This is a genomic window from Shewanella polaris (genome assembly GCF_006385555.1).
GTDB lineage: Bacteria > Pseudomonadota > Gammaproteobacteria > Enterobacterales > Shewanellaceae > Shewanella > Shewanella polaris.
On the sequence record NZ_CP041036.1, the window covers coordinates 4,082,157 to 4,108,233 of the forward strand.

The 26,077-nt window shown below is 40.5% G+C and carries 25 protein-coding genes; 11 read left to right on the forward strand and 14 right to left on the reverse strand.

Going from position 1 to position 26,077, the window contains the following annotated elements; translation table 11 throughout:
- Positions 1-117: 117 nt before the first annotated feature.
- The 4 genes from FH971_RS17815 to FH971_RS20435 all read left to right on the forward strand — a co-directional run bounded on the left by FH971_RS17815 (position 118) and on the right by FH971_RS20435 (position 2,874).
- On the forward strand, positions 118-915 hold the full coding sequence (locus FH971_RS17815) for a response regulator (protein ID WP_140235186.1): 798 nt from the start codon (positions 118-120) through the stop codon (positions 913-915).
- Positions 916-1,067: 152 nt separating this feature from the next.
- Positions 1,068-1,340, forward strand: coding sequence for an HU family DNA-binding protein (locus tag FH971_RS17820; protein WP_137227398.1), 273 nt, complete (start codon positions 1,068-1,070; stop codon positions 1,338-1,340).
- Positions 1,341-1,704: 364 nt separating this feature from the next.
- Positions 1,705-2,391: a TorF family putative porin gene (locus tag FH971_RS17825; protein ID WP_137225135.1), complete on the forward strand. Its 687-nt coding sequence runs from the start codon at positions 1,705-1,707 to the stop codon at positions 2,389-2,391.
- Positions 2,392-2,697: 306 nt separating this feature from the next.
- Positions 2,698-2,874, forward strand: a complete 177-nt coding sequence (locus tag FH971_RS20435) for a PA3496 family putative envelope integrity protein (RefSeq protein WP_167496055.1) — start codon at positions 2,698-2,700, stop codon at positions 2,872-2,874.
- A gap of 85 nt (positions 2,875-2,959) precedes the next feature.
- Here the strand turns inward: FH971_RS20435 and FH971_RS17830 are convergent, their stop codons facing one another.
- Complete coding sequence (locus FH971_RS17830) at positions 2,960-3,937, reverse strand: PDC sensor domain-containing protein (protein ID WP_140235187.1); 978 nt, start codon at positions 3,935-3,937, stop codon at positions 2,960-2,962.
- A 233-nt stretch (positions 3,938-4,170) separates the two neighbouring features.
- Between FH971_RS17830 and FH971_RS17835 the strand changes: the two genes are divergently transcribed.
- Positions 4,171-5,523 (forward strand): flavohemoglobin expression-modulating QEGLA motif protein, encoded by a 1,353-nt coding sequence (locus tag FH971_RS17835; protein WP_137225130.1) that lies wholly within the window; start codon positions 4,171-4,173, stop codon positions 5,521-5,523.
- Between the two features lie 194 nt (positions 5,524-5,717).
- Here FH971_RS17835 and FH971_RS17840 read toward each other — a convergent pair whose 3' ends face one another.
- From FH971_RS17840 to metB, 10 genes are all read right to left on the reverse strand, one after another.
- The gene (locus tag FH971_RS17840) at positions 5,718-7,082 is read right to left on the reverse strand and encodes an alanine/glycine:cation symporter family protein (RefSeq protein WP_140235188.1); all 1,365 of its coding nucleotides are present in this window, start codon (positions 7,080-7,082) and stop codon (positions 5,718-5,720) included.
- Positions 7,083-7,298: 216 nt separating this feature from the next.
- On the reverse strand, positions 7,299-7,832 hold the full coding sequence (locus FH971_RS17845) for an SRPBCC family protein (protein ID WP_206194432.1): 534 nt from the start codon (positions 7,830-7,832) through the stop codon (positions 7,299-7,301).
- A gap of 223 nt (positions 7,833-8,055) precedes the next feature.
- A complete protein-coding gene (locus FH971_RS17850; RefSeq protein ID WP_140235190.1) occupies positions 8,056-8,421 on the reverse strand; it encodes a cupin domain-containing protein in 366 nt (121 codons plus the stop codon).
- Positions 8,422-8,470: 49 nt separating this feature from the next.
- Positions 8,471-8,725 (reverse strand): cysteine-rich CWC family protein, encoded by a 255-nt coding sequence (locus FH971_RS17855; protein ID WP_140235191.1) that lies wholly within the window; start codon positions 8,723-8,725, stop codon positions 8,471-8,473.
- Between the two features lie 248 nt (positions 8,726-8,973).
- On the reverse strand, positions 8,974-10,095 hold the full coding sequence (locus tag FH971_RS17860) for a c-type cytochrome (protein WP_137225118.1): 1,122 nt from the start codon (positions 10,093-10,095) through the stop codon (positions 8,974-8,976).
- 10 nt (positions 10,096-10,105) lie between these two features.
- Entirely contained in the window at positions 10,106-10,738 is a 633-nt protein-coding gene (locus tag FH971_RS17865) for a c-type cytochrome (RefSeq protein WP_140235642.1), read from the reverse strand.
- A 149-nt stretch (positions 10,739-10,887) separates the two neighbouring features.
- Positions 10,888-11,772: a methylenetetrahydrofolate reductase gene (metF, locus tag FH971_RS17870; RefSeq protein ID WP_137225116.1), complete on the reverse strand. Its 885-nt coding sequence runs from the start codon at positions 11,770-11,772 to the stop codon at positions 10,888-10,890.
- A 540-nt stretch (positions 11,773-12,312) separates the two neighbouring features.
- Entirely contained in the window at positions 12,313-12,798 is a 486-nt protein-coding gene (locus tag FH971_RS17875; protein ID WP_140235192.1) for a VOC family protein, read from the reverse strand.
- 460 nt (positions 12,799-13,258) lie between these two features.
- A complete protein-coding gene (locus tag FH971_RS17880) occupies positions 13,259-15,652 on the reverse strand; it encodes a bifunctional aspartate kinase/homoserine dehydrogenase II (RefSeq protein WP_137225112.1) in 2,394 nt (797 codons plus the stop codon).
- Between the two features lie 170 nt (positions 15,653-15,822).
- Complete coding sequence (metB, locus tag FH971_RS17885; RefSeq protein ID WP_140235193.1) at positions 15,823-16,986, reverse strand: cystathionine gamma-synthase; 1,164 nt, start codon at positions 16,984-16,986, stop codon at positions 15,823-15,825.
- A 207-nt stretch (positions 16,987-17,193) separates the two neighbouring features.
- Between metB and metJ the strand changes: the two genes are divergently transcribed.
- The 5 genes from metJ to FH971_RS17910 all read left to right on the forward strand — a co-directional run bounded on the left by metJ (position 17,194) and on the right by FH971_RS17910 (position 22,341).
- A complete protein-coding gene (gene metJ / locus FH971_RS17890) occupies positions 17,194-17,508 on the forward strand; it encodes a met regulon transcriptional regulator MetJ (protein WP_137225108.1) in 315 nt (104 codons plus the stop codon).
- A 75-nt stretch (positions 17,509-17,583) separates the two neighbouring features.
- Positions 17,584-18,324, forward strand: a complete 741-nt coding sequence (locus FH971_RS17895) for a sulfite exporter TauE/SafE family protein (RefSeq protein WP_140235194.1) — start codon at positions 17,584-17,586, stop codon at positions 18,322-18,324.
- Between the two features lie 379 nt (positions 18,325-18,703).
- Positions 18,704-19,033: a c-type cytochrome gene (locus FH971_RS17900; protein ID WP_137225104.1), complete on the forward strand. Its 330-nt coding sequence runs from the start codon at positions 18,704-18,706 to the stop codon at positions 19,031-19,033.
- A gap of 144 nt (positions 19,034-19,177) precedes the next feature.
- A complete protein-coding gene (locus tag FH971_RS17905; protein WP_137225102.1) occupies positions 19,178-20,890 on the forward strand; it encodes a DUF3373 domain-containing protein in 1,713 nt (570 codons plus the stop codon).
- A 56-nt stretch (positions 20,891-20,946) separates the two neighbouring features.
- Positions 20,947-22,341: a tetrathionate reductase family octaheme c-type cytochrome gene (locus FH971_RS17910; RefSeq protein ID WP_137225100.1), complete on the forward strand. Its 1,395-nt coding sequence runs from the start codon at positions 20,947-20,949 to the stop codon at positions 22,339-22,341.
- A 115-nt stretch (positions 22,342-22,456) separates the two neighbouring features.
- Here the strand turns inward: FH971_RS17910 and FH971_RS17915 are convergent, their stop codons facing one another.
- From FH971_RS17915 to FH971_RS17925, 3 genes are all read right to left on the reverse strand, one after another.
- Positions 22,457-23,422, reverse strand: a complete 966-nt coding sequence (locus FH971_RS17915; protein WP_140235195.1) for a pseudouridine synthase — start codon at positions 23,420-23,422, stop codon at positions 22,457-22,459.
- A 115-nt stretch (positions 23,423-23,537) separates the two neighbouring features.
- The gene (locus FH971_RS17920; protein WP_137225089.1) at positions 23,538-24,116 is read right to left on the reverse strand and encodes an LON peptidase substrate-binding domain-containing protein; all 579 of its coding nucleotides are present in this window, start codon (positions 24,114-24,116) and stop codon (positions 23,538-23,540) included.
- A 244-nt stretch (positions 24,117-24,360) separates the two neighbouring features.
- Positions 24,361-25,416: an alpha/beta hydrolase gene (locus tag FH971_RS17925; protein ID WP_140235196.1), complete on the reverse strand. Its 1,056-nt coding sequence runs from the start codon at positions 25,414-25,416 to the stop codon at positions 24,361-24,363.
- Between the two features lie 105 nt (positions 25,417-25,521).
- Here FH971_RS17925 and FH971_RS17930 point away from each other — a divergent pair, with 105 nt between their 5' ends.
- Positions 25,522-25,983, forward strand: a complete 462-nt coding sequence (locus tag FH971_RS17930) for a NanQ anomerase/TabA/YiaL family protein (protein WP_140235197.1) — start codon at positions 25,522-25,524, stop codon at positions 25,981-25,983.
- The last annotated feature ends 94 nt before the right edge of the window (positions 25,984-26,077 follow it).

Here is a 26,077-nt window from a genome sequence, read left to right on the forward strand (position 1 = left end):
ACATATGCCACTATTACGCGGTCGGTATGTGATTTTTAAAGTATTTTTTAGTGTATAATCTGACAATGTGCAACATTTAAATAACAAAAAAATCAACACATCTGTGGAACGAGAATTATGACTAGTTTATCTCCAAGTGAATTATCAATCTTATTACTTGAGCCTTCTGAAACTCAACGTAAAATTATTATTACTCGTCTTCAGCAAGAAGGTGTAACAAGCATCCAAACTGCCGCAACGATTGCTGAAGCAAAACAAATAATTCAACGCCATAAACCTGACTTAATTGCCAGTGCGTTGCATTTTGTAGATGGTGAAGCGACAGAGCTACTGCAGTACATCAAAAGCACACCCTCATTAAGCGACATTCAATTTATGCTAGTGTCTAGTGAATGCCGTCGTGAACAACTCGAAATATTCAGGCAATCTGGCGTTGTTGCTATTTTACCTAAGCCATTTAATGCCGATCACTTAGCCACGGCACTTAACTCAACAATTGACTTCCTCAGCAATGACGAAATGGATTTAAGCCATTTTGACGTGCATAACATTAGAGTATTAGTTGTTGACGATAGCCGCATGGCACGTAATGTGATTAAACGCACTATTAGCAATTTAGGGATGCAACTGATTACAGAAGCTGTTGATGGTGAACAAGCGATAAACCTGATGAAAGAAAACATGTACGATTTAGTGATTACCGACTACAACATGCCGTCGGTAGATGGATTAGCATTAACTCAATATATCCGAAATCATAGTCAGCAATCGCATATTCCTATTTTGATGGTTTCTTCTGAAGCTAACGACACCCACCTAAGTAATGTATTTAGTGCGGGGGTTAACGCCTTATGTGATAAACCTTTCGAACCACAGTTAGTAAAGAAAATTCTTTACCAACTATTAGAAGAGTAAATAAAGCACTAATAAAGGCAATATTTGTACTGTTTTTGCTTTAAAACTAGTACTGATACTGAATTTATAAGATAAAGTGCTTTTAAACCTGCATGGCTTGTGGCATGTTAATCATGTTAAAAACACTTCTATGGAAAGCAGAGAATATCAATATGAACAAAAGTGAATTAATTGCAAAAATCGCAGAAAATGCAGAACTAACCAAAGCTGAAGCTGGCCGCGCACTAAAATCTTTTGAAGAAACGGTAACTGAAGCCATGAAAAACGGTGACAAAATTTCTATCGTTGGTTTTGGTTCATTTGAAACCACTCAACGTGCTGCACGTACTGGCCGTAATCCGCAAACTGGCAAAGAAATCCAAATCGCAGCAGCGACAGTGCCTAAGTTTAAAGCGGGTAAAACCCTAAAAGATAGCGTTAACTAATTATTGCGCATAATCTTTTTTGATAAAAACCTCCTCTGTGGAGGTTTTTTTATATCTGTATTTTAATCTTCTTCTGACACTTAAATTAACAATAACTTTACCTTAAGTGTATCAAGCCAATAAAAGCCTGACCGTCTCTTAAGCCAATATCTCAGCATACATTACTGTTGCACAAAAAAAGTGCAGCCATGCATCATAAAGCGGCAACAAAACCATAACAAAATGTTCTAGATATATATAAGCACTTAATTATTAAGAAAAAACCAAACTGGCATGAGTTTCGCTAATTATTCTCCAAACAAACTAACATTGAGTTCATTTTCTAAATGAATGTTCAGTGATAATAAAACGTTAAGGGATGAAGATGAAAAAATCACTATATCAAGCAATTGCATTATCAACCGGCTTACTACTAAGTGCCTCAGCCCTTGCAGAAGTCACTGGCAATATTGGCGCGACATCAAACTATTTATGGCGTGGTACTACGCAAACCAGTAATGAAGCAGCCATTCAAGGTGGTATTGATTATGCTCATGAATCTGGTTTTTATGCGGGTACTTGGGCATCTAATGTCGATTTCGGTGACGAGACTAGCTACGAATTAGACCTTTATGGTGGTTACGGTGGTAATTTTAATGAAGATTTCACTTACGACATTAGCTATCTTTATTATGCTTACCCAGATGCAGGTGGCAGCATTGATTTTGGTGAAGTTGCGTTAGTACTTGGATGGAAATGGTTGGATGTTGGTTATTCTCAAGTAATCAATGCTGACTCTGATGTCTCTGGTGCAAGTGACGAAACAGACTGGAACTATATTCAAGCCAACGCCAGCTTTCCGTTAACAGAAAAACTTAGCCTTGCACTACATTATGGTTATTCACAAGGTGATGTTGTAGAAGATTTATTTGGTGATACTTATGCAGACTACAACGTTACATTAAGCGCTGAAACAGATTTGGGTACCGTATCATTTATGGCGTCTGACACAGACTTACCAGACAGTGATGCAAAAATTGTTTTAGGCTATTCATATGGATTTAGTCTATAACAATTAACACAACCTCAAGTTAGAGATAACTTTATTAATGCCACCTATTTGAAAGGTGGCATTTTTTATTTGAATTTATAACGTTCACCACATCAAAACATCAATGATATCTGATACCAAACACACTCTAAGTCACGGGTTTACGGCTTTACTAGCAAGAAATATATTTACTGCTAAGCTAAAGTAGAAAGGTAAAAATAGCTGTCCAATAGAGACAAAATATTTTGCTTTCCAATTGATCAGTTTTTAGTTAAAAAATGCTCATTGAATTAATTCCACGTTTTTATTCAACATGAGGGTTTCGTTATGGCTAATCTTACAGATAGAGTGCCTGATGACACAGAAATTGACGCGATGACAGCGCCTAGAAACGTTAAATCCGCAGAAACATTGCTACATAAACGTCAAGTAAAACGAAGATTAGAAGACTTTCTCGAGCAAGCTCAATTACGTAAAGCAATTGGCGACGACGACTTTTTCTAAAAATAGGGATAAACGAACATATCGTTTATCCCTGTCTAGTTAAAATCAGTTGTCTAAAGTGATTGTTAAGCGTTTAAAGTCACTGTTACTCGCTTTTACCTTGTCCTATTCGAGTGTGCTTACCTGCTTGTGCTTGCGTGAGCAGTAGCTCTGCTTTAGCGCCTAAATAAACATATACCCCCAAACCCACTAATAATCCCACCACGGCTAACATCATTAAAATTGCCGGTTCAATGTATTGTTTCTCTCCAAGCGATGCTTTAAACATGGTTAAAAGAGCTTCAATTGAAATCGCAATCAAGATAGTCGAAATAAATCGAGTAATAGTTCTACGGGTCGAACTGTGACGGAAGATATCTTTATGCATTAGCACCTCTTCTTCCAAAATGGTTTTGCCCAAATCAAAAATCGCTAATGCTAGCGTAAGAAAAATGATAATACCAAACGGCTGTAGCGGATTAGGAGTCTCGGTTATTTGGCTAAATAAAGTATAAATATCACGAATGACGGTCGACATTAATACGCTCACTAACACAAAAAGGCAGATGACAATTACAGCATAAATACTTTTAAAAAAGGGAGACATTTTACGCCTAGCACTGTCACCCATCATAAACTCGATCAATCGGGTTAGGTTGACATCAATAACCACAATAACAACTTGCCCAGAGGTCGATTTAATCATTTGCGATGCAGACAAACACAAGCCCCCACCGGAATTAGACAAATACGGTCGAGTAATGTGGACTTTATCGAGTGCAGTTAATTGAGTAAAATAAGGTCGCTGACTTCGATCTGCATGATGACCACAGGCTAATAACTTTACTTGTTGATTAACAACGCTGATATTTGGACAAACCTGAGTTCCTTGTTCATCAAGCAAATAAATGAGCTCCACAAAAGGATAGCTTATTGCCATGTCTTCAAAAACTTTTGCTGAAATAGGTTGCTCAAATAAATTAATATCACCCACACCAATCAAAATAGATTCTAATAATTCATGCACTAAGTGTTCATATTCATGATAACGCTCAATCACACTTAAATAGCTCATCGCTGCCATAAATGCTCCTTTCAAATATACCTACTTTAGACAAAGCAGTTTTAATGCCAAGAAAATAAGTCAACATTTTAAGTCACTTAAATAAAATACTTATGAAGAATTGCGATGTAAAGTGATGCGTTGCACTAAAAAAGTGCTTATAACACTGCATTTTTTCATTGCTGTTTTATGCTCAACATCTGCTAACATGAATGCCAGTGCTGCTGACAACATTATCTAGATTAGGGAAAACAATGTCTGACTCTTTATCGCGTTATCAACAAGATATTCGTCGTTTTTCTGATGAATTAATCCGTATTCAAGCTCCGATTAAAATCCTAGACTCGATAAAGTGGCCTAGGCAAATTGAAGAGGATTTTTTAGCAAAGCAGAACAAACAGCTTCCCAGTATTAGTAATGACTTTTATCAATCTATTCCTTTATCATTTAACCCACAGCAAACCCAAACCGACCTACTAAGCTTAAAAAGTGCCATTGAGCGAGGCTTAGGTAAACGCGATAAATTAGCTAAAATTCTACTGGCAAACATTGATCAATATCGGATCGTGATAGACATGCTCCACAATCGCGGTAAACCCATGTTTGGTCAACTCAGCCAAGAACTTTACGGCAGTGCAAGCCACAAATTACACGGTGATCGTCATACGCTACGCCAACTTGGCGATCGTTTAAGTCATATATTTTCATTGCCCGCAGCGCGCCACATGAGTCACCGTCATCCTAAGATTATCACCGCTCCAGAAGCGGTAAATGTACTCAGCGAGCGCTTAGTGAAGTATTTTCATAACGATGAAATTCACGTGAAGTTAAGCGATGGTATTGTGTCAGACGCCGCCGTAGGTGGAGATACTGTCAAAATTAACACCCGTGCCATGTTCAGTGAATCCGATCTTAACGTCTATGAAGTACATGAAGGTTGGGTCCATGTGGGCACCACACTCAATGGTCGTGCCCAACCCCATGCAACTTGGCTTAGTGTTGGCTCACCACGAGTGACCGCTTCACAAGAAGGATTAGCAGTGTTAATGGAAATGCTCACCTTAAGCTCTAATCCAGGACGTGCTCGGCGTATTAGCGACCGAGTATCCGCGGTTGATATGGCTGAACAAGGTGCCGATTTTATTGAAGTCTATCGCTACTTTAGAAACCTTAATCTCAGCTCAAAAGAAAGCTATCGTGTTACTCAACGAGTATTTCGTGGTGGCATGGTGGGTGGAGGTAGCTTTTTTACCAAAGACATTTCTTATGTGCGCGGTTATGTAGAAAACATTAACTTTATTCGTAGTGCCATCAGCACTGGGTTACCTGAGCTAATCCCAATGCTATTTCTCGGAAAATTAGCCATTGAAGATATTCCTGTACTGTATCAGGCCTGCCAAGAAGGCATTATTGCTCAACCCAAATATTTGCCTCCAATGTTTGCAGATATTAGCGGTCTTTATGCTTGGTTTGGCTTTGCATCAGGGATTGGCAATATCGATCTTAAAGGCGTGCAGCGTCATTTTGCTCGCCAATTCAAACATGTTACCCCAACCTTTGCGGTCGATTTATTTGAAGATTCAGAGTTTGATAACAACTTCGAATAAACTGTCGGAACCCAATAGGTTAAAAATAACAAACGTCGTAAGCTTGATGATTGGAGCCATATTGGCATTCATCATCATTGGTAAATAGAATAATAAACGGATTAATCTCTTGAAATTAAAAAGCATGTTCATCTATATAGATGAACATGCTTAACATCGTTACTGCTTACTAGACTAGTAAGCTACTTCCAGAATTAAGCTTTGACTTTTAATGCCCGCTGCTTAATAAAATACTCACGGGTTAAGCTAAAGACCACTGGGCTTAATAGCACTAAGGCAATTAAGTTTGGAATCGCCATCATCGCATTCAATGTGTCGGCTAATAACCAAATAAATTCTAATGAGCTCACTGCGCCAATAGGCACAACCAAGGTCCAAATAAGACGGAATGGTTTTACAGCTTTATCACCTAATAAATACTGAACACACTTTTCACTGTAAAAACTCCAACCTAAAATAGTGGTAAAGGCGAACACGGCTAATGCTATGGCCACAATGTAATTACCCATAGGTAAAGCATGAGAAAACGCCAGAGAGGTTAATGACGCGCCGTTTTCGCCAGAGGTCCACGCACCGGAAACCACAATAGCCAAACCAGTAATAGAACAGACGATAAGCGTGTCAATAAACGTACCTAACATGGCCACTAAACCTTGCTTAACCGGATTATTAGTTTGCGCGGCAGCGTGAGCAATGGGCGCGCTACCCAAACCCGCTTCATTTGAAAACACCCCACGAGCCACACCAAAACGAATTGCAGCCCAAACCGCCGCACCAGCAAAACCACCTTGGGCTGCAACTGGATTAAAGGCACTTTCAATAATCAACATAAAAGCAGCAGGTACTTGTGCGGCATTAACAATCAATACAGCTAAACCCGCGGTAATATAAAACACTGTCATCAATGGCACTAATTTACCAGCCACTTCAGCAATACGCTTAATCCCGCCCATTAACACCGCGCCAACCAACACCATCAACACCACGCCAGTCACCCAATTGGGTACCCCAAAGTTACTGCTCATAGCATCAGCAACTGAGTTAGCTTGCACGGTATTACCAATACCGAAACCAGCAATCGAACCAAAAATAGCAAATGCAGTGCCTAACCATGCCCACTTACTGCCTAAGCCATTTTTGATATAATACATCGGGCCGCCAACATGATTACCGTTAGCATCGTTTTCTCGAAATCTCACTGCCAGTACAGCTTCGGAAAATTTGGTTGCCATACCGACTAATGCAGTACACCACATCCAAAATAGCGCTCCTGGACCACCAATAAAAATCGCGGTCGCCACACCCGCAATGTTACCCGTACCTATGGTCGCTGATAACGATGTCATTAAGGCATTAAACGGACTGACATCACCTTTTTCTGTTTCATCATTAACCTGACGACCCGACCATAATAATTTAAAGCCTCTATTTAGCTTTAAAATAGGCATGAACTTTAAGCCAACGGACAGAAACAGTCCGACGCCTAGAATCATAACCAACATGGGGACGCCCCACACTATACTGTTGATCATGCTAACAAAATTTGTGACTGCTTCCATGTAAAACCTCATAATGAGTAATGACTAATGTCGAAGTTATTATTAAATGTTTAGTTATTATTATAATTTTGGTTATTTTTATTACAGCTGTAACAGCCCAACTCCATTGCAACTATTTAATTTTTAGGTTACCCCGATTAAGTCAATCATGGCAAGACAAGCTAAGACCTAATAATTCATCTCCTCGATAAATTATCCTCACCAACGTAAAATAGACTACTTTTCTAATACTACTTTTAACGTATCCAAACCTTGCTGTAAGTCAGCACCTATCATGGTTTCAAAGTCGAAAAAGAGAAACATTAAATTTGCAGGGTAGTCAAAATGACCGCTAAAACCCCAATCCACTTTTGTTTGATTAGAGTTAATTGTTGCTGTGGTCATATAAGCAGGTTCATTCGCTTCAAAAGGTGAAATAAACCGTAATTCAAAGTCGATCCGTTTGCCTTCATCTATGGCGATAATTTCTTGCTCGCCTACACCTACATCGGGATTTTCACTTGCCCATGCAGATACAAACCCCACTGTCGCATCGGTACCACGATAGGTTTTCACCATGTCGGGATCCATTAGTGCCCACTTGCTAAAGTCATCTTGATTTTTTAGATGTTTAATATAATCAAAAACCTCAGTAACGGGTTTATCTATGGTAATCGTGCGGGTGACTGAATAGTCTTTTTGAACAAAAAGAGCCACAACAAAAGGGATCGCAATAATAGCGACCACGACAACAAGAATTTTTCTTAACATTACTATCCTCTGGTATAGATAAGGTATCTACTCGTGCTTTAGGCTTACTTGCCAAAAAACAATATTCTCAGTATACCGACTAACGACAGGCTAACAATAAAAAATTAACATAGAATTAACAGTAATGTCCTATAAAACAACACGCTTAAGTACCAACAAGCAGTCGCGCTAAATTGCAATCATGTTAGTCAAAGCCCGTCTCCAATAATTGTATCAGTCACCACTATATCCACTGATCATTTAATGCAGTGAGGTCGCTACCAATCTCGCCGGTATTGACCACACCTCGAGGTTCAATAATCATAATGTTACATTGCTCATTCGCCATTGGTTTATGCTCAACACCTTTAGGAATAACCACCATTTCACCTGTTCGCAGCGTAACCTCCTTATCACGAAAAGCTATTGTTAAGGTTCCTTCAATGACAATAAACACTTCGTCAGTGTCGGGATGATCATGCCAAACAAACTCACCCTCAACCTTGACCAATTTAAATTGATAATCATTCATTTCCGCAATAACACGAGGAGACCAATGATCGCTGAACTGCGTAAACTTATCGTTGAAATTGATGACTTTCGCTGGCATAGAAACTTCCCTAATAAATGATGGCTATGGTTCTAATTTAGGCCCTTAGTTATGGCATATATATTTCGACGGGATCTATATCAGATTGTTGCATCAATTTCAGCATACATGACTGGCAGATACATTGGTTGTCGGGAAAGCCTGCCAAAAAATTTATGGTTTTGTTCTGTGCAATAACTGATGGCATGTGCAATGGTTGCTTAGCACACCAGCATGCACTTATGTCTAATCCTTGTACCATGGCACAATCATTCGCTTGTTGGCAGAGTGGACAAGTTTGTGCTGTGGAGATTAGTAGTGTCATAGCCTAGCCTCTAATAAAATAAATAGATGAGTCAATATCGTCACTAAATTTACTCTAATTAACAGATGGTAAATAAAAGACAAAGTTAATATATAAAGATAATCCCGAATTTAACTCCGAGATCCGACATTCTTCACCATCTTAAATAAGCTCTATATTGTAATAAAAACCAAATAATCTTAAAAAAATACCCATTAAGCAATAACTCGATGGGTATTTTTAATCACATTACTTTTATAGAAAAAACATCACTGTTTAACGGTATTTTTAAGCGGAAAAACCGGATAAGACTCAGAACCTAAAATAGGTTTACCCGCTACAGACTGACCATAATACCCTTGATGCTTATGATAGGTTGCCTGTGTTTTGCTGACATCACCTTCAAAACGAGGATCTTGCGGGCGATCAAACGAATTAATGTATGCTGCGACATCCCAAGCTTGCTGAACAGTGAGCTGGATACTTTTACCAAACGGCATATTTTCATAGATAAAGTCAGTAGCGGTATTCACTCGGTGCATTCCCGCCCCCCAATTAAAACTTTGTGGTCCCCATAATGGTGGTAATGCGGCGACACCAGCAATCATTTGTCCCTCGCCATCTTCACCATGACACACTTGGCAATGTGTTTGATACACGGTCATACCACGAACTGGTGAATATGCTAATTCTGGTTGCGGAGTTTTCGGATAACCACGTCCAGGAAGCTGACTTAATGCTGTAATATCTTGATGTTTGGCGATGGCTGCAGGCATAGGAAAATCATCTCGCTTTGCACCTTTAACTAACTCAACATCTGACAATTCAGGCACTGGACCTGCAACATTATATTGCGTCATTAATCCACTCATACCTAACCAGTATGAATACGCAGATATTGCCACTAACTCAGGTGAGCCTGATGCTGGCGCTTTACCATTCATCGAATAAGTAAAACAGCCTTGAATCCGCTCCTGAAAAGAATTTACTTTATCGTTTTTCTTGCGATAAGCAGGATAAGCAAAATATGCAGCCCATAAAGGCGATGCATTCGCTTTCATTCCGGCATTCATATGACAATTGACACAATTAAGATCATTGCCAACATACTTATCTCGAAGTTGTTGAGTATTCACAAACAGTTGATAACCTAAACGAACTTTATCGCCAAACGCGCCCGCGGGAATATCAGTTAATGACGCAAGTTGTAAATATTCATCAGTTGTTTTTTTCTCGACTGAGGGCAACGCAGCTTGACGATCGGGGAGTGTCGTTGAAGAGTCAGACGATTTTACCGAAGCAGGCTTAGGCGAAATGTCAGTTAATAATTCATTGGCCTGTAAGGGCAAGCTACACAGGATACCAATGCTCAATATCGATAATAATTTCATCGCTATGTCCTTATTTTATATTGGCAAAAAACTGAGATAAACCATCAATTTCAGCAGCCGTTAATTTCACCGCTATATTGCCCATCATGTTATCAACATCGCCTTTTCGAGTCCCATTTTGCCATGATAATAATTGGGTTTTAAGGTAACTGACTTCTTGGCCCGCTAAACGAGGAAATTGACCACCACCTACTCCGGATGGACCATGGCAACTAGTACAAGCTGGAATGGTACGCGACCAATCACCTTGAAAGGCTAATGCTTCGAAAGGATCGCTAATGGCAACCTTGTCACCACGAAATTGTAGCGGAATATCTGCAACTGGCTGTTGACTAAAATATTGTGAAACCACAGCAATATTGTCTCCCTGAACCGTAGCAGCCATTGCTGACATGGTAGGGTTTTGACGTTTACCTACGTGAAATAACTTAAGTTGATTGTTGATATACTCGGCTGATAGCCCCGCTAAACGAGGGCCGGTAATACCAATGCCTTGACCTTGAGCACCATGACAGGATGTACATAGCTGAGCGGCGGCTGGAGTAGCTTGTTGTGGGGGCGATATTTCTGCGGCTTCAGCTGCCATAACATTACACATTGTTAGGCCTGCCAATACACTGAGCATATAAAAGGATGTTTTCATCATCACACCTCTTTATTGATTAATTATTGTTCTACCACCATAGACCTAAAATGTTCAAAAAAGAATACCCAAAACGTCGAATCGTTAAACAAAAAAACCATTAAAATATTCATTAATGGTTTTTTTAGGTGGTAACTATTTGGTGTTTTTTACTTTGGACGCACACCTAAAGTATGGCAAATCGCATAGGTTAATTCTGCACGGTTAAGGGTGTAAAAATGGAAATCTTTAACGCCTTCACGGGACAATACTTTCACCATATCAATAGCAACGTTTGCGCCCACTAACTGACGTGTCGCGGGGTCATCATCTAAACCTTCAAACTGGCGATGTAACCAATGCGGAATAGCCACATTGGTCATGTCAGCAAAACGTTTAGTCTGCTTAAAGTTAGTCACGGGTAAAATCCCCGGAATAATCTCAACATCAATGCCTGCTGTCACGCAGCGATCACGAAAACGTAAGTATGATTCAACATCAAAGAAAAACTGGGTAATGGCGCGATTAGCTCCCGCATCAATCTTTTTCTTTAAGTTGATTAAATCCGCTTGAGCATTACGCGCATCGGGATGTACTTCAGGATAAGCCGCAACCGAAATATCAAAGTCGGCAACTGAGCGTAATAAACGCACTAAATCATTAGCAAACCGAGTCGGCTTTGGGCTGCCATCAGGTAAGTCACCACGTAAAGCCACTATGTCTCTTACGCCTGAATTCCAATAATGCTTTGCCAGTTCAACTAACTCTTCATCACTGGCATCAACCAAGGTTAAATGCGGCGCAGCAACTAGATTGGTCTCCTTCTGGATACGTTCAATCACGCTATGAGTACGATCTCGCACTCCTGAGTTAGCACCATAAGTCACTGAGACAAATTTAGGGTTTAATGGCTCTAAACGACGAACAGAATTCCACAAGATCTCTTCCATTGCTGGAGTTGAAGGCGGGAAAAACTCAAAAGATACATTAATATCATTCAGCTCAGACAAGCTCTGATTTAACGACTGGGCATGTTGCGCATGATGAAAAGCCATAATGTATTCCTTCAACTTCTGTAAAACTGCGGAGTCTATACCAATCAACTAATTTAACTCACTTAACTTAAGTAATTTAGCCGTTTGGACGTCTATATGTCCATATACTAGTTTAACTGCATCCTAAGTCAAGCTAAAAAACCACCAATAGACTAATTTAAGTCTACGCCTAAACAACAAACAATAAAGATAGTGCTAAATAACCAGCAAAATCCCTTGAACCACTATGCATCTAGTAAATTATTCATCGTATTCATTTGAGTGCACAACCAATCAATTGAATTACGGATACACCAACGTGTATAGGCAAATCGTGACCAAACAACCGAGCAATAAACCATAGAGCTAACAACGGGAATTTCGTATGCGACTGACTGGAAGCTAAGCGTTACTTGACTAAGCTTTCTAAGGTGTTTGATGGGCTAAAGTGAACTGAGTGTCTAAAGCAGAAAGGTCACGCAAAGCAACCTAGAAAATGTATCGCCAGACATAAAAAGCTACCATTTAGGTAGCTTTCAATTAATGTGTAACCAGATAAACTTACTCGTAATCAGTAGCGTAAGTTTCTTCATAAGTGTGTGAGTAAAGCTCAAACAAGTTGCCAAATGGGTCTTCCAAGTACACCATTTGCGCTAGATTACTGTCGTCTTCTGGATGGTAGCGCATAATATCCATACGCACTTTACCGCCATATTGTTCAGTACGCGCAATGGCCCCTTCAAAGTCATCTGTTTGCAAACAAAAGTGGAAGATACCAAGACGTGTGAAATCAACTTCATGACGTTCTTGGCGATCGACCATTTCAAACATTTCAACACCAATGCCGTCACTCGTCACTAGGTGGGCAATGTTAAAGCCTTTAAAACCTTCACCAAATACAGCCACACACATTCTGCCAATAGCAGTCTCACGCTCTTCTTGAACCTTAGTGTTACCCATTACAACTCTTAAACCCAGCGCTTTAGTGTAAAACTCAACCGCTGTATCCATATCGCCAACCATTAAACCTACGTGATTCATTTTCATAACTAACTCCAAAAATACTATTGACTGATTCGTCATTTGTTTCGATGGAGCCATCTTACGGCGAACAAAATATAAATAAAAATTATCATAATTTATTAAATTAATAATTCTTATTTATACTTATGACCATTGCTAACCCTAGAGGAAACAGTTATCAAGGAATAGTTGCACCTTAATCAATAGAACAAGCTCAGAATCCAAAAAACTTGATGAAAATCAGATAGGAAAAAATGAAGTTAAAAGCTGAATAAATCCCCATAGCGACCCTTTCCCTTCTGTTGTTTACGCAAATAAGGAAAATGTTGCGGGTGACTGAGTTAATTTATTAACCAAGAATCAAGAGAGACAGCCGTTGGTTTTCTATTGGTCTGGTGTGGATGAAGCGCCACGACGTTAGTGGCCGCAGGCCATAAAGCCTAAACAATAAAAAGGCCATTATTAATGGCCTTTTTCAACAAAACTACTCTTGAAGTAAGTCTTTACAAATATGCACTAAATCCGACTGCACCGCAGCTGCAGTCACCTCACGCCCAGCGCCAGGGCCACGAATAATCAATGGGTTGCCTTGATAAAACGCACTGCGAATAACAAACACATTATCGCCCGGGGTTAAATTAGCATAAGGATGATTGTTATCAACCCACTGCAAACTCACTTCAGCTTGCATTTTTCCCTCGATTTTATCTAATGAAGCCACATAGCGCAGCACTTTGTTTTGCTCGGCAGCTGCAACATACTGCTGTAATAAATCATCATCTAACTCGCTAATACGAGGCAAAAAGTCTTCTAATGATAGCTCGGCTAACGCTTTAGGTACTAACGAGTTAAGACCAATATCGTTTAACTCAACCGACAAACCTATCTCTCGGGCTAAAATAAGTAACTTACGCTGCATATCTCGGCCGGACAAATCATCACGAGGATCGGGTTCCGTTATCCCTAAGCTCCTAGCCTCTAATACCAATTCAGAAAAGGGTTTCGTACCATCATAGTTTTCAAACAACCAACATAAGGTGCCAGAAAAAATACCACCGACAGCTTCAATAGTGTCACCACTGTTTCGCAAATCATTTAACGCATGTTGTATCGGTAACCCAGCACCACAACTGGCATTATAACGCCAAAATAAGCGACGATTACTCAACTGTTGTTTTAGTTCTCGGTAAAAAGGGAGCGGCCCAGAGCCTGCTAATTTATTGGCGCTAACCACGTGAATACCACGAGCAAATAATTGTGGGTATTGCAGTGTTAATGTGGCGCTAGCGCTGATATCTAACGCGACAATTTCGTCACAAGACAATTGTGCCAGCTGTTCAAATAACTGATCATAATTCCACTCTATGGCGTTGGCTTGATAATCTTGTTGCCAGTTATCAAGGTCAATCGCATCATTTGAAATCAATGCTTTTTGCGAACCTACCACACCGATTAGTTCAACTGAGGCTTCTAATTCAAGATCTAAAGTTGGTCGTGCACGCTTAAATAACTCTATCCATGCTTCTCCAATATTACCGACACCCAAAAGTAACACGCCGATACGCATTCTAGGTCCTGCACAACGACGATGAACCTTTTGAGTCAGTAAGCTGACCTGTGCTTGTGGGACCAAAGTCACTAAGCTGAGTGCATCCTGATAAACCGGCTTAGCATCACGACTTAATAAGCGGGCAAAACTGCGCCTAAAGTGATGCGCATCGGCACTGACTAATGCCACTAAGCCTAAGTCGGTTTGCACTGTGACGTCGTCAATCAATAGTTCATTGCCATGCAGAGCCAATAATGCCAACAGTTGCTTTTGGCTTTCGAGGGTAAATGCTAATTCAAATTTATGTTGAGCTAATTCCCAATAGGCTAATGGCGTTAGCCCTGCCTCATTAAATATAGTCAGTAAAGGTGCAAGAGCAGAGCCCATTTTAAAACCAATCAATACCACTTCGTTTAAATTAGTCACAACAGGAGCACTGGCCGATGAACTCTGCGGCGCAATAAGCGTAAAATCGGTATGCGAGGCATAACTTGAGCGCACAGCAAGGCTAACGTGGGTATTAAATAATGGTTGTAATGTACGAGAATGTAATACGGGTGAGCCTAAACGCGCTAAACGGTCGGCTTCTGCTAGAGACATACTCTTGAGCAACTTAGCGTCATTGATTTTATTCGGATCGGCATTAAAGACCCCTTCAACATCGGTCCAAATCGTCACACGTTCAATGTCCGCTAAACTGGCAATTAATGTGGCACTAAAATCTGAACCATTGCGGCCCAGTAATAAAGTATCACCATGACTATTTGCGCAAATAAAGCCCGTTATCACTAAACGCTCTTGTGGATGTCGAGCTAATAAGGTTTGCACTTTCTCACGCGATTGCGCCACTAAAATATTAGGAATAGCACCTTCATCAGCAACTAAAATAGAACATGCATCAACATTACTGGCTGCTACGCCCATTTCTCGTAACAATGCAGCCATGAGGCGAGCGGACCAACGTTCACCAAAACTCACCACATGGTTTAATTGGTAATCATTATGTTGTTCTAAGGACAACAAACTGACTAACTGAGATTTATCAGTCGACAAACGTTCACGTAAATCACGTGCTTGTTCATTTGACAGTAATTGCTCAATTAACGTCTGCTGATAACTAATCAGTACTTGTAGCTCTTCTTGCCACAATTGACCACTGTCACGAAGGCTCAGTAATTTGTATAAGAAGTTAGTCGTTTTACCGGCGGCGGATACCACCACAAGATCATCACTTTGACCGTGGGTAAGCAAAATATGTGCAACACGGCGATAGCAGTCTGCATCCGCTAAACTAGAACCACCAAACTTATGTAAATGACTTCGCGCCATTACTGACTCCTTAAACAACTACGACTTTTATTGCGACGGCTTCTTGTTGCAATTAACGCTTTATGCAATAAATAGTGGTGCAATGAACTCTTTTTTGCATTTTAATCATGCCACAAATGCATATTTTGTTATTTTACTCAAACCACAGCTAACATAAACTCAAATTAAGCTTATTTAATTGCCGCTACGGCAGCTAAACCAGCTTTCAGATCGGCAAGTAGATCTTCAGCGTCTTCAATACCGACTGATAGTCTCAATAAAGTCTCTTTAATACCAGCCTCTTGCCTTGCTTGTGGGTCCATTGCTCTATGGGTCATAGTGGCCGGAACGGCGACTAAACTTTCCACTCCGCCTAAACTTTCAGCAATACTGAACAAAGACAATGCCTGTAAAAAGGCAACCACTTCGGCTTCACCGCCCTGCAATTCAAAACTTAACATAGCGCCAAAGCCTTGTTGTTGTTTTGCCGCAATGTCGTGACCTGGATGATCTTTTAAACCCGGGTAGTGAACCTTGGTAACCACATCACTAGCGCTGAGTAGCTCAACAATCTTTTGCGCGTTACGTTGATGCTCACGAATTCGCACAGCAAGCGTTCGTAGGCCACGCAGTGTTAAGTAACTGTCAAACGCAGACCCCGTCAGCCCAAGGGTGTTTGACCACCAATGCAATAATTCACCTAATTCAGGATCTTTAGCCACAACCGCGCCACCGACGACATCGCTGTGACCGTTGATGTATTTAGTGGTTGAATGGATCACTATGTCAGCACCTAATAATAAAGGTTGCTGTAATATCGGTGATAAAAAGGTGTTATCTACCGACACCAACGCGCCAACGTCATGGCAAGCATGACTGACGGCTTCGATATCAATCACTCTAAGTAAAGGATTTGAGGGGGTTTCTAACCACACCATTTTAGGTTTCTGGGCAATGGCTTTACTCAATGCTTGGCTATCTGTTTGATCAACAACTAACAACTTAAATTGGCCTTTTTTCGCCAAATTAGTAAATAAACGATAACTGCCACCATAACAATCGTGCGGTACAACCAATAAATCATCAGGGCCAAGTAAGCTGGTGACTAAAGTAATCGCCGCCATACCAGTACAGGTCACCACACCAGTAGCACCTTGTTCAAGTTTGGCGAGCGCCTCCCCTAAAATACACCGAGTAGGATTACCTGAACGACTATAATCAAACTCACGAGGATTATTATGACCATCGAATGAATAATTAGTCGATAAATAAATAGGCGGTACAATTGCACCATGTTGTGTGTCTGTTTCAATACCTTGGCGAACGGCCAATGTGGCGCTTTTATGTTTTGTCATAATTGATTCCTAAAATGTCACAAACACACAAGTAGATGTCTAGACGTCCAAATTTACCGAAAAGTTCTGCATCCGTCAACAAAATAGACGCGTAGACGTCTAAACATCAAGAAATCTATTTGCATCGAGGTTAAATAGTCGCAATAATTTGACTAGAGCTTGTAACGGTTTAAAATCCGCACCGTATTTATCGTTAAGGGTAAGTTAATGACTGAATGGAATGGCGAATATATTAGCCCATATGCCGAACATGGCAAAAAAAATGAACAAGTAAAAAAGATTACAGTTTCGATACCGCTAAAAGTATTAAAAATACTAACAGATGAACGCACTAGACGTCAGATCAATAATCTGCGTCATGCAACTAACAGTGAACTGCTATGTGAAGCATTTTTGCATGCATATACAGGTCAACCATTACCTTATGACGGTGATTTATCAAAAGATGAACCGGACAGCATTCCAAGTGAAGCTAAAAAGATAATGGATGATATGGGCATCGAATGGGAAGAGCTGGAATAATCCACAGGTTAGTGACAACGTCATCGACTTGGAAACTACCCTAATACGAAGTAGTCTTGTTTTAAAAGAGAACATATGATGTCGTTTATCGATCCTACAACCTTGATACTGGCATCAATTATCGTTTTTTTAGGCGCGTTAACCCAGAGCTTAATTGGTTTTGGGTTAGCCGTTGTTGCTAGTCCCCTGCTGTATATTGTTAACCCTCAACTAGTGCCAGTACCAATTATTGCAATGGGATTTGCCATTTCTGCAATGACCTTATTTAGAGAACGCAACCACCTGCAATTTAATGGTTTACAATATGCTTTGCTCGGGCGGATCCCCGGCGGATTTTTAGGCGCTGGGTTATTACTGTTTGCACCACAAGCCATATTAGGTTTAGTGATTGCCGCTATTGTATTTATTGCTGTGATATTAAGTGTTTATCGCATTACAGCCCCCATCAATCGCATCAGTTTATTTATCGCGGGGGTATTTTCGGGCATATTTGGCAACATCGCCGCCATTGGTGGTCCACCTATGGCGATTTTACTTGCAGGCCAAGATCCTAGTAAATTTAGAGCTGCACTGTCTGCATTCTTCGTACTCAGTTCACTGATTGCTTTAGCTATTCTAGCCATAGTCGGCTTGGTTGAGATGAAACATTTGTGGTTGTCGCTAATGTTATTCCCTTCCGTTGTTACCGGTTACTTGGTCTCTGGATTGTTAATTAACCATGTCGATAAAAATAAAACCCGCATTGTGACCTTAATATTATGTAGTATCAGTGCGACTTTGTTAGTGGTTAAATCGACCAGCGCACTAATCAACTAATCAACTAATCAACCTAGTAACTCATAATGAGCTAACTATTCTCTCATTATGAGTAATTAAACCTTACCCAAAAAAATTTTCCCCTAAAGGCTTCCACCAAAATAATACACTAAATTATTTTTCCCTATCCATAATTGTTGTTCCAAATCCACTGCGAAATTTTTTATCTCTATAGCAAATTGAATATTGTCACGAAAGAGATCCACATCACATAAGTCCATTAGATTTGATTCAATTAACTTTTTTTCAATTAGATTTTTCTCATGAACATGATCTACTTCAAATTAACACTACTCACTTTTAGGTAACATTATTCACAGCAAAGAAATAAACATAAATTGCAAACGCACCACTAATAAGAAGCCCTATAGAGGATAAAATGATGAACACATACGTTAAAGTTGGTATCGCACTCGCTATTGCATTATCACTAGGTAGCCAAGCAATGGCAGCCGAAGGTGGTAACCCTAAAAAAGGCAAACATCTTTACAAAAAAGAATGTAAAGCTTGCCACAGCGCCGATAGTGAAGGCCCAGAACTTACTCCGATGGCTAAAACTATGAGTCAATGGGATCGCTTTTTCTCTCGAGATAAACATAAAGCTAAACCTGCCGTTTTTGAGGCTCTATCAGAAAAAGACTTGAAAGACATTCAACAGTTTTTATATGACCACGCAGCCGATTCTGATCAGCCAGCAACTTGTGGCTAAATCATAAAAGCTGAGAGCCTTTCGCTCTAAGCAAAACATAAGCAAATAAACAATCCAAAAAATTGGGGCTTCGCCTCAGGGATTTTTACAACAAAAATTTGCCAGATTGAGTTAATTCATTTGGCAAATTGGGGGAGCAAGACTATGAGAACTCTCATATCAATACTCGTTGCAAATGCACTCTTTATGAGTGGTGCTAGCCTAGCGGCAGACACTGATGCACAAAAGATTGCCGATCTAAAACAACAACTCGCGACTATTAACGAAGATCTTGATGATTTAAATTCGCGAGTTGACAAAACCGAGCGTCACACTGCGTTAGACAGAATATCCATTACTGGTGATTTTAGAACCAAAGCACATTCATTACATTACCAAAATGTCACTTGGAACCCGGCCATGAATGTCAATTTTACTGACTTCGCTACAAAAGCCATGTCAGGTGTATTTGGTGACCCGAGTAGTTCTACCTCGTTATTAGGCCAAATGATGATGGCCAACCCTGATCTAGCCACCGCATTTCAAAGCGGCCAGCTACAGGGCGTGATGCCAATGGTGTTAGGTCAAAAAACTCAACAAGATATTGATAATGATATTTTTTACACCACTCGATTACGCCTAAATATTGATGCAAAAGTATGGGACAACGTCAGCTTTGCCGGACGCTTAACCATGTTTAAGAGCTGGGGAGACTCTACTGGAGTTAAAGTATTTGATTCATGGAACTCATTCACAATGGACGGCACAAGTAGTGGCAGCACCAGTGGTGATGAGTTAAAAGTAGAGCGTGCCTATTTTAACTGGAAAGACATTAACGGCAGCGGCACTTACCTTTCTATCGGACGTCGCCCTTCAACATATGGTCCACCAAGTCATTATCGTGAAAATGAGCTACGAGGCGGCACACCATCAGGTCACTTAGTCAATTTCAACTTCGACGGTTTAACCCTAGGTTACAATTTGGGTGATATCACGGGTATTGAAGGCCAAACGGTACGCTTCTGCTATGGTCAAGGCTTTGAATCTCAATACGGAAATGGCGAATTGTTCGGTGACATTATCACCAAAGACACTCACCTAGGCGGGTTTAATATCGACGTCATCAATGACGGTAACCACTTCCTACAATTAACTTTGTTCGGTGCTAAAGATGTTAATGATGGCTTTACAGGCACCATGGCATTCCCTACTCAACTCGCGAGTATCTTTGCCCCAACAATGTATCAAGACATGCAAAAGTTTGAAAACTTTAACTTCGTTACTCGTGTACAACCAAGTGGTGTAATTGGTGATATGTACTTAGGTGGATTAGGTTATGCCTATGAAACTGATGACGATTTAAAAATGTTTGCTTCACTTGGTTGGACTCGTGCTGAACCTAGCGGTAATGCAGGTTTGTTCGGTGGTATGTTAAGCGATGCAGTATTTGAAGCAGAGTTGAATAGCACTGCTACTGAAATCATTATGGTGCCAAAAGAAACAGTTGATAATGACACTAAAAATGGTTACGGCGTGTATATGGGTATACAAGTACCTGCTCCATACGGAAAATTCGGCTTGGAATATAACTACGGTTCAAAATACTGGAGTCCTTTCACCCAAGCGCAAGACGACCCTATTGGCAGTAAGTTAGCTACTCGCGGTCATGTTGCCGAAGCGTATTATATCTTTGATATCAATCCTAAGATGTTCATCAAGTTAGCAGGTTTGTATTACGACTACGAATATACCGGAAGTGGCTCACCAGTAGGTGCACCACAGAAAGTTGATGATGTAATTGCCGGTACTGCATACTCAATGTTACCAGTGATCGACACAGCCTATGACGTCAATGCATCAATAACAGTTAACTTCTAACTTGAACTTCTAATTTAGTGCCCCTGAGTGCAAGCTCAGGGGTGAGGATAATTATCATGAAAATATCATCAGCACTGGCTGTATTATTGATATTAAGCAGTAGCGCACAGGCTGCCTTTAACCACAAAGAGGCGTTGCCAGGGCCTTTTGCTAATGGCCCTGAAGTGACGACACAATGCTTAACATGCCACAAGGAACATGCCGAAGAGTTTATGAAATCTTCACACTGGACTTGGGAATTAGAGCAAAAATTACCTGGCCGCACAGTTATGCGCGGTAAAAAGAACAGTATCAATAACTTTTGTGTTGCAATAGCGGGTAACGAACCACGTTGTACTAGTTGCCATGCAGGTTATGGCTGGAAAGATTCTACATTTGATTTTAAAGACATGACCAAAGTGGATTGCTTAGTCTGCCACGACACAACAGGAACTTACATTAAAGATCCTGTTGCTGCGGGCGAAGTATTTGCCACAGTCAACTTAGCCAACGTAGCACAGAATGTGGGTACTCCCGTACGTGATAACTGTGGTACTTGCCACTTTTATGGTGGCGGTGGTGATGCAGTTAAACATGGCGACTTAGACTCATCAATGTCTTATCCAGACAAAGCTACCGATGTCCATATGGACGCAGACGGTAATGACTTCCAGTGCCAAACGTGTCATGTCACCGAAAATCACCAGATTACTGGTAATGCGATGGGCGTATCACCTGGAGGAGAAAACAATATTGGTTGTGAAAACTGCCATGACGCAGCACCTCACAAAAATAAAACGCTCAATACACACTCACAAACAGTAGCGTGCCAAACTTGTCACATACCAACATTTTCTAAAGTTGAACCAACAAAAATGCGTTGGGATTGGTCACAAGCCGGACAAGATCTACCTGACACGACAGATAAATACGGCAAGCACACTTTCAATAAAAAGAAAGGTAGCTTTATTTGGGAAAAAGACGTTATACCACAATACACTTGGTTTAATGGCCGCGCCGATGCTTACATGCCTGGCGACAAAATGGACCCGACTAAAGTGCTTAAACTTGCCTTCCCACTCGGAGATATTCGCGACCCTAAAGCTAAGATTTATCCTTTTAAAGTGCATACAGGTAAGCAAATCTATGACACCGAACTCAATATCTTACTAACACCTAAAGTTTATGGTGAAGGTGGTTACTGGACTGAATTTGATTGGGACTTAGCAGCCAAATTGGGAATGGAAGCTAACCCAACCATGGTAGAAAAAGGACTCAAATACAGTGGTAAGCATGGTTTTGTTGAAACTGAGATGTGGTGGCGTATCAACCACATGGTGTCACCAAAAGACAAGGCGTTACAGTGTAATGACTGCCACAATAAAGGTGAGCGTTTAGACTGGAAAGCCCTAGGTTATGACGGTGATCCAATGAAAAATCGCAAAGGTGTTAAACACACTAAAGCTAAATAACAATGCTATAAGCAACTAGTGTAAACGACTAGCGTAAAACAAAAAAACCGCCATCAACTTTTACGATGGCGGTTTTTTATTAACTAAATGTTCTGAATTCGGGATAAATAACAAACTAAAAATTTAACCCCTGGCATTGAAAATCTTGCGAAATACCACTAATAGGGTCGGTAAAACGTAATCGTTTAGCCAATAGCTGTAATGGCTTATCAAAATTATCCGGCCCTTTAGGCTGTAAAACTGGATAAAATCGGTCATGTAAAATCGGCATACCTAAACTTTGCATATGCACTCTTAATTGATGAGTTTTACCCGTAATCGGGCTTAACTCAAACAAACCAAAGCCGTCTTTTACCGCCACTAAACTGATTTCTGAATGGCTATTGGCCTCACCTTCAACTACCTGCATAGTAAAGCTGGGATTTGCTGCAACAATCCGATTTTTAACCGTCCAATGCACTGGCAGTATCACTGTGTTATCCGCTAATTGAGCCAACAACTGCGGCGTTAATGTAGCAATAGCCTGATAATCCTTGGTGATCTTGTCATCTAAAAAAAGCTGATGATAGGCATGCCTAGTTTGCGGGTTTAATGTCATTAACATTACCCCAGCAGTATCTTTGTCGAGCCGATGGGCTGGTGCAACGGTATCAATTTGAGTTGCGATACGTAATCGATGCACTAAGCATTCATTAACATAATTACCACCAGGGGTTACAGGTAAAAAATGCGGTTTATAAACAACAATGGTGTCATTGTCTTGATATAACACTTGCTCAGCAAACGGTACTTTCGTTTCGGCCAGCACTTCACGATAATAATATACCCGCGCAGTGGCTTGATAGATGCTGTCTGCAGTAATTAACTCACCATTTTGCCAATGCACCTTGCCAGCTTCAATCCGTTGCAACCAAACACTGGCATCAATTTGCTTAAAATGCTCTATCAAAAATTCAAGTACCGTGTGGTATTGCTTACCCGCTAACTCACTCACGCGCGGCAACACGACATACGATGGTTGCGCTGCAATAGCGGTAGTTGAAGACAATGATTGATCGTGCGGATTTGATAAATTCGGCATAAAAGGGCTATTAAGGAAATGAGATGCAAAAAACAATAGCACTATGTTATCAGGCTAGCCTATAAATGTATCTGCATTAGCGTGTATCGGTAGGTAGCATTCTTTATAAAAAAACCTACACATCCACATAGGATTTAAGTAAGTGCAACACAAAATCCATGGTTTTATGACAGTTAGGTTGTTCAACTAGAATCAGCTTATCACGATTATACATAGGTAAAACCTCTAACCAACGTTGGCTGACCCACGCAGCATCTTCTAAATGAGTTTGTGAATATAACTCCAGTAAATTAGGATTCACTTGATAAAATTGCTCCAGTGCGGCGCTAATTATTTCAAACTCACCCACTATGGGTTCTTGGGTCCAATTAGGACAAGGTAGTGCGCGAGCTATCCAGCAACCATTACGTTTTTTTGCCGCCGATAAGATTTTAAGGCGTTGTGACCCTTCGATAATAATACTTAAACAACCGTTATCTAACTGATTAAAATCAATGATATTGCATTGAGTCGCCGCAATATAACAAGGTAAATCACTATTCACTTTTAAAGGGGCAAATGCTAACTCATAGTAACCTTTTAGCACATCGGCAACCACGCACAAATCACTGGGAGTCACGACACTAATTTCAAGTCGTCCACCCGGTAATAGCACTGCATCTTGAATAAATAATGCCACTTCTTTTGTTCGCATAACAGCCTCCGACACCAAAGGTGAAGTTACTGAGCTAAAGTCAAATCAATAAAACAAGTGTAGCAGTGGTTAATAATTCAACAACTTGAGAAAATGTAAATAACACAGATTGCCGACATCACCACTGCTTACACTAGATACTGTTTACACTAGGGCCTGTTTACACTAGGTTCTATTTAATAGACCTTATTTTATACGACTACATTTCAAAAAAGAGCAAAAAACATACAATTACTACGCTAATTTATAAACGTTCAATACGGTCCATTATCGTGCCAGAAGCGACAATATTGGCAAATTCGTCGGCTAATACTTGGCTTTGTTGTACACTTTGCTGCCAATAAGCAATCCGGCTTTCGGTATCTAAATGCTTAAAGTCTTCACGATCAGGAATTTTACCAAAGGGTAAGCTGGCAATAAATTGCTTACTCGGCGCTAAAATTAATCCATTGTGGTAATTGGCTTTCGCTTTACGCCACAACAAGGATTTATCGAACCAGCCAGGGCTCATATAAGGATAAAAGTGCGGATATAAACTTAGCCCAGTTGCTGCAGGTAATGGCATATCAAAATGATAATCGGTTATTCCCCCATCGTAATATTGACCTTTGGGCGATCCTTGCAGATCATTAACTGGGTCGAGCAATAACGGGATCGATCCGCTAGCCAATAAACCATGGCGGATATTGTCTTGGGTCAACTTAACCTGTTTAGTGGGTAAATCTTTCAATCGCCTAAAAGGTGACGCATCGTCTTTATGACTTAATATCACCCGCTCAAAATGCCAGCCTAAACTTTTACGGTTTACCACATTGCTTATCGCCGCCATCGACAAGCCCATCATTAAAGCAAACTTGGCATGAATGCGATTTAAATGGCGAGCACGACAAGCCACCATATGATGACGAATTAATGGGTTAGCAATAATATCCGCACCTTGTTGCTCACCTAAAATACCATCCACAATTTGCAATACTTGGGCACTAACCTGCTCTCGGGAAGGCTTTTTATCGTAGCGCTGATGAATATAAAAATGCTCTAACCTTGCATAAGCCGCGAGTGGATCTTGTTGCGCCATACAGGCCAAACGCCACGCACCCGATGATGCACCCATGGTATAGAGTGGGTCTTCGCGTCCCTGAAAAAATTCACTGAATAAATACTTATCTAAGCCTGCGATGGCCAGCCACTTAGGGCCACCAGAGGCCGCAAAAATTTGCGTAAATAATGATTGGTCTAAGCCATTCGCTTCGAGTTGTTCGTAAGCTGTTGGTCCAGCAAGTAAACGTAATGCAGGCAATGTACAATCCTTATTATATTTGTAATGCTGTTATCTTGGTAAAACGGTATGCTTTAGGGTTAATACGCTAGCATGCTTTTATGATTTTTATCTTACGGAATTTTTATGATTGTTGATACTCTTGCAAATCGTCACTTATACACTCAACTGAGCCCGAGACTAGCCAAAGCTCTAGCCCATCTCGCGAGCACAGACTTTAGCCAGCTTGAAGTCGGAAGTTACTCACTTGAAGGTAAAGATATTTTCGTTATCGTTAATGATTATGAGACTAAACCTAAAGAAATAGAGCCATTCGAAGTGCATCAACAATATATTGATGTGCAATATGTGGTGAGTGGCGAAGAAGAGTTTGGCTATCTGCCCTTAGCTAATCAAACGCCTTCTAAGCCCTATTTTGACAAGCATGACTATGCAGAATACGACTATGAATCTAACCGGCATGATGCGGCGTTTATTCCTCTAAAAGCGGGCATGTTTGCTTTATTTTTTCCTGGTGACATCCATATGCCGGGCACTAGTGCTAAAACTCAGCAAGTTCGTAAAGTGGTGATAAAAGTACGGGTATAGCGATGCCATTTTAATCAATGACAAATATTCAGTACTAAGGCTAAACCACTAGCAATAAGTCATTAACAATATTCATGAGCAATAAAATCGCTAT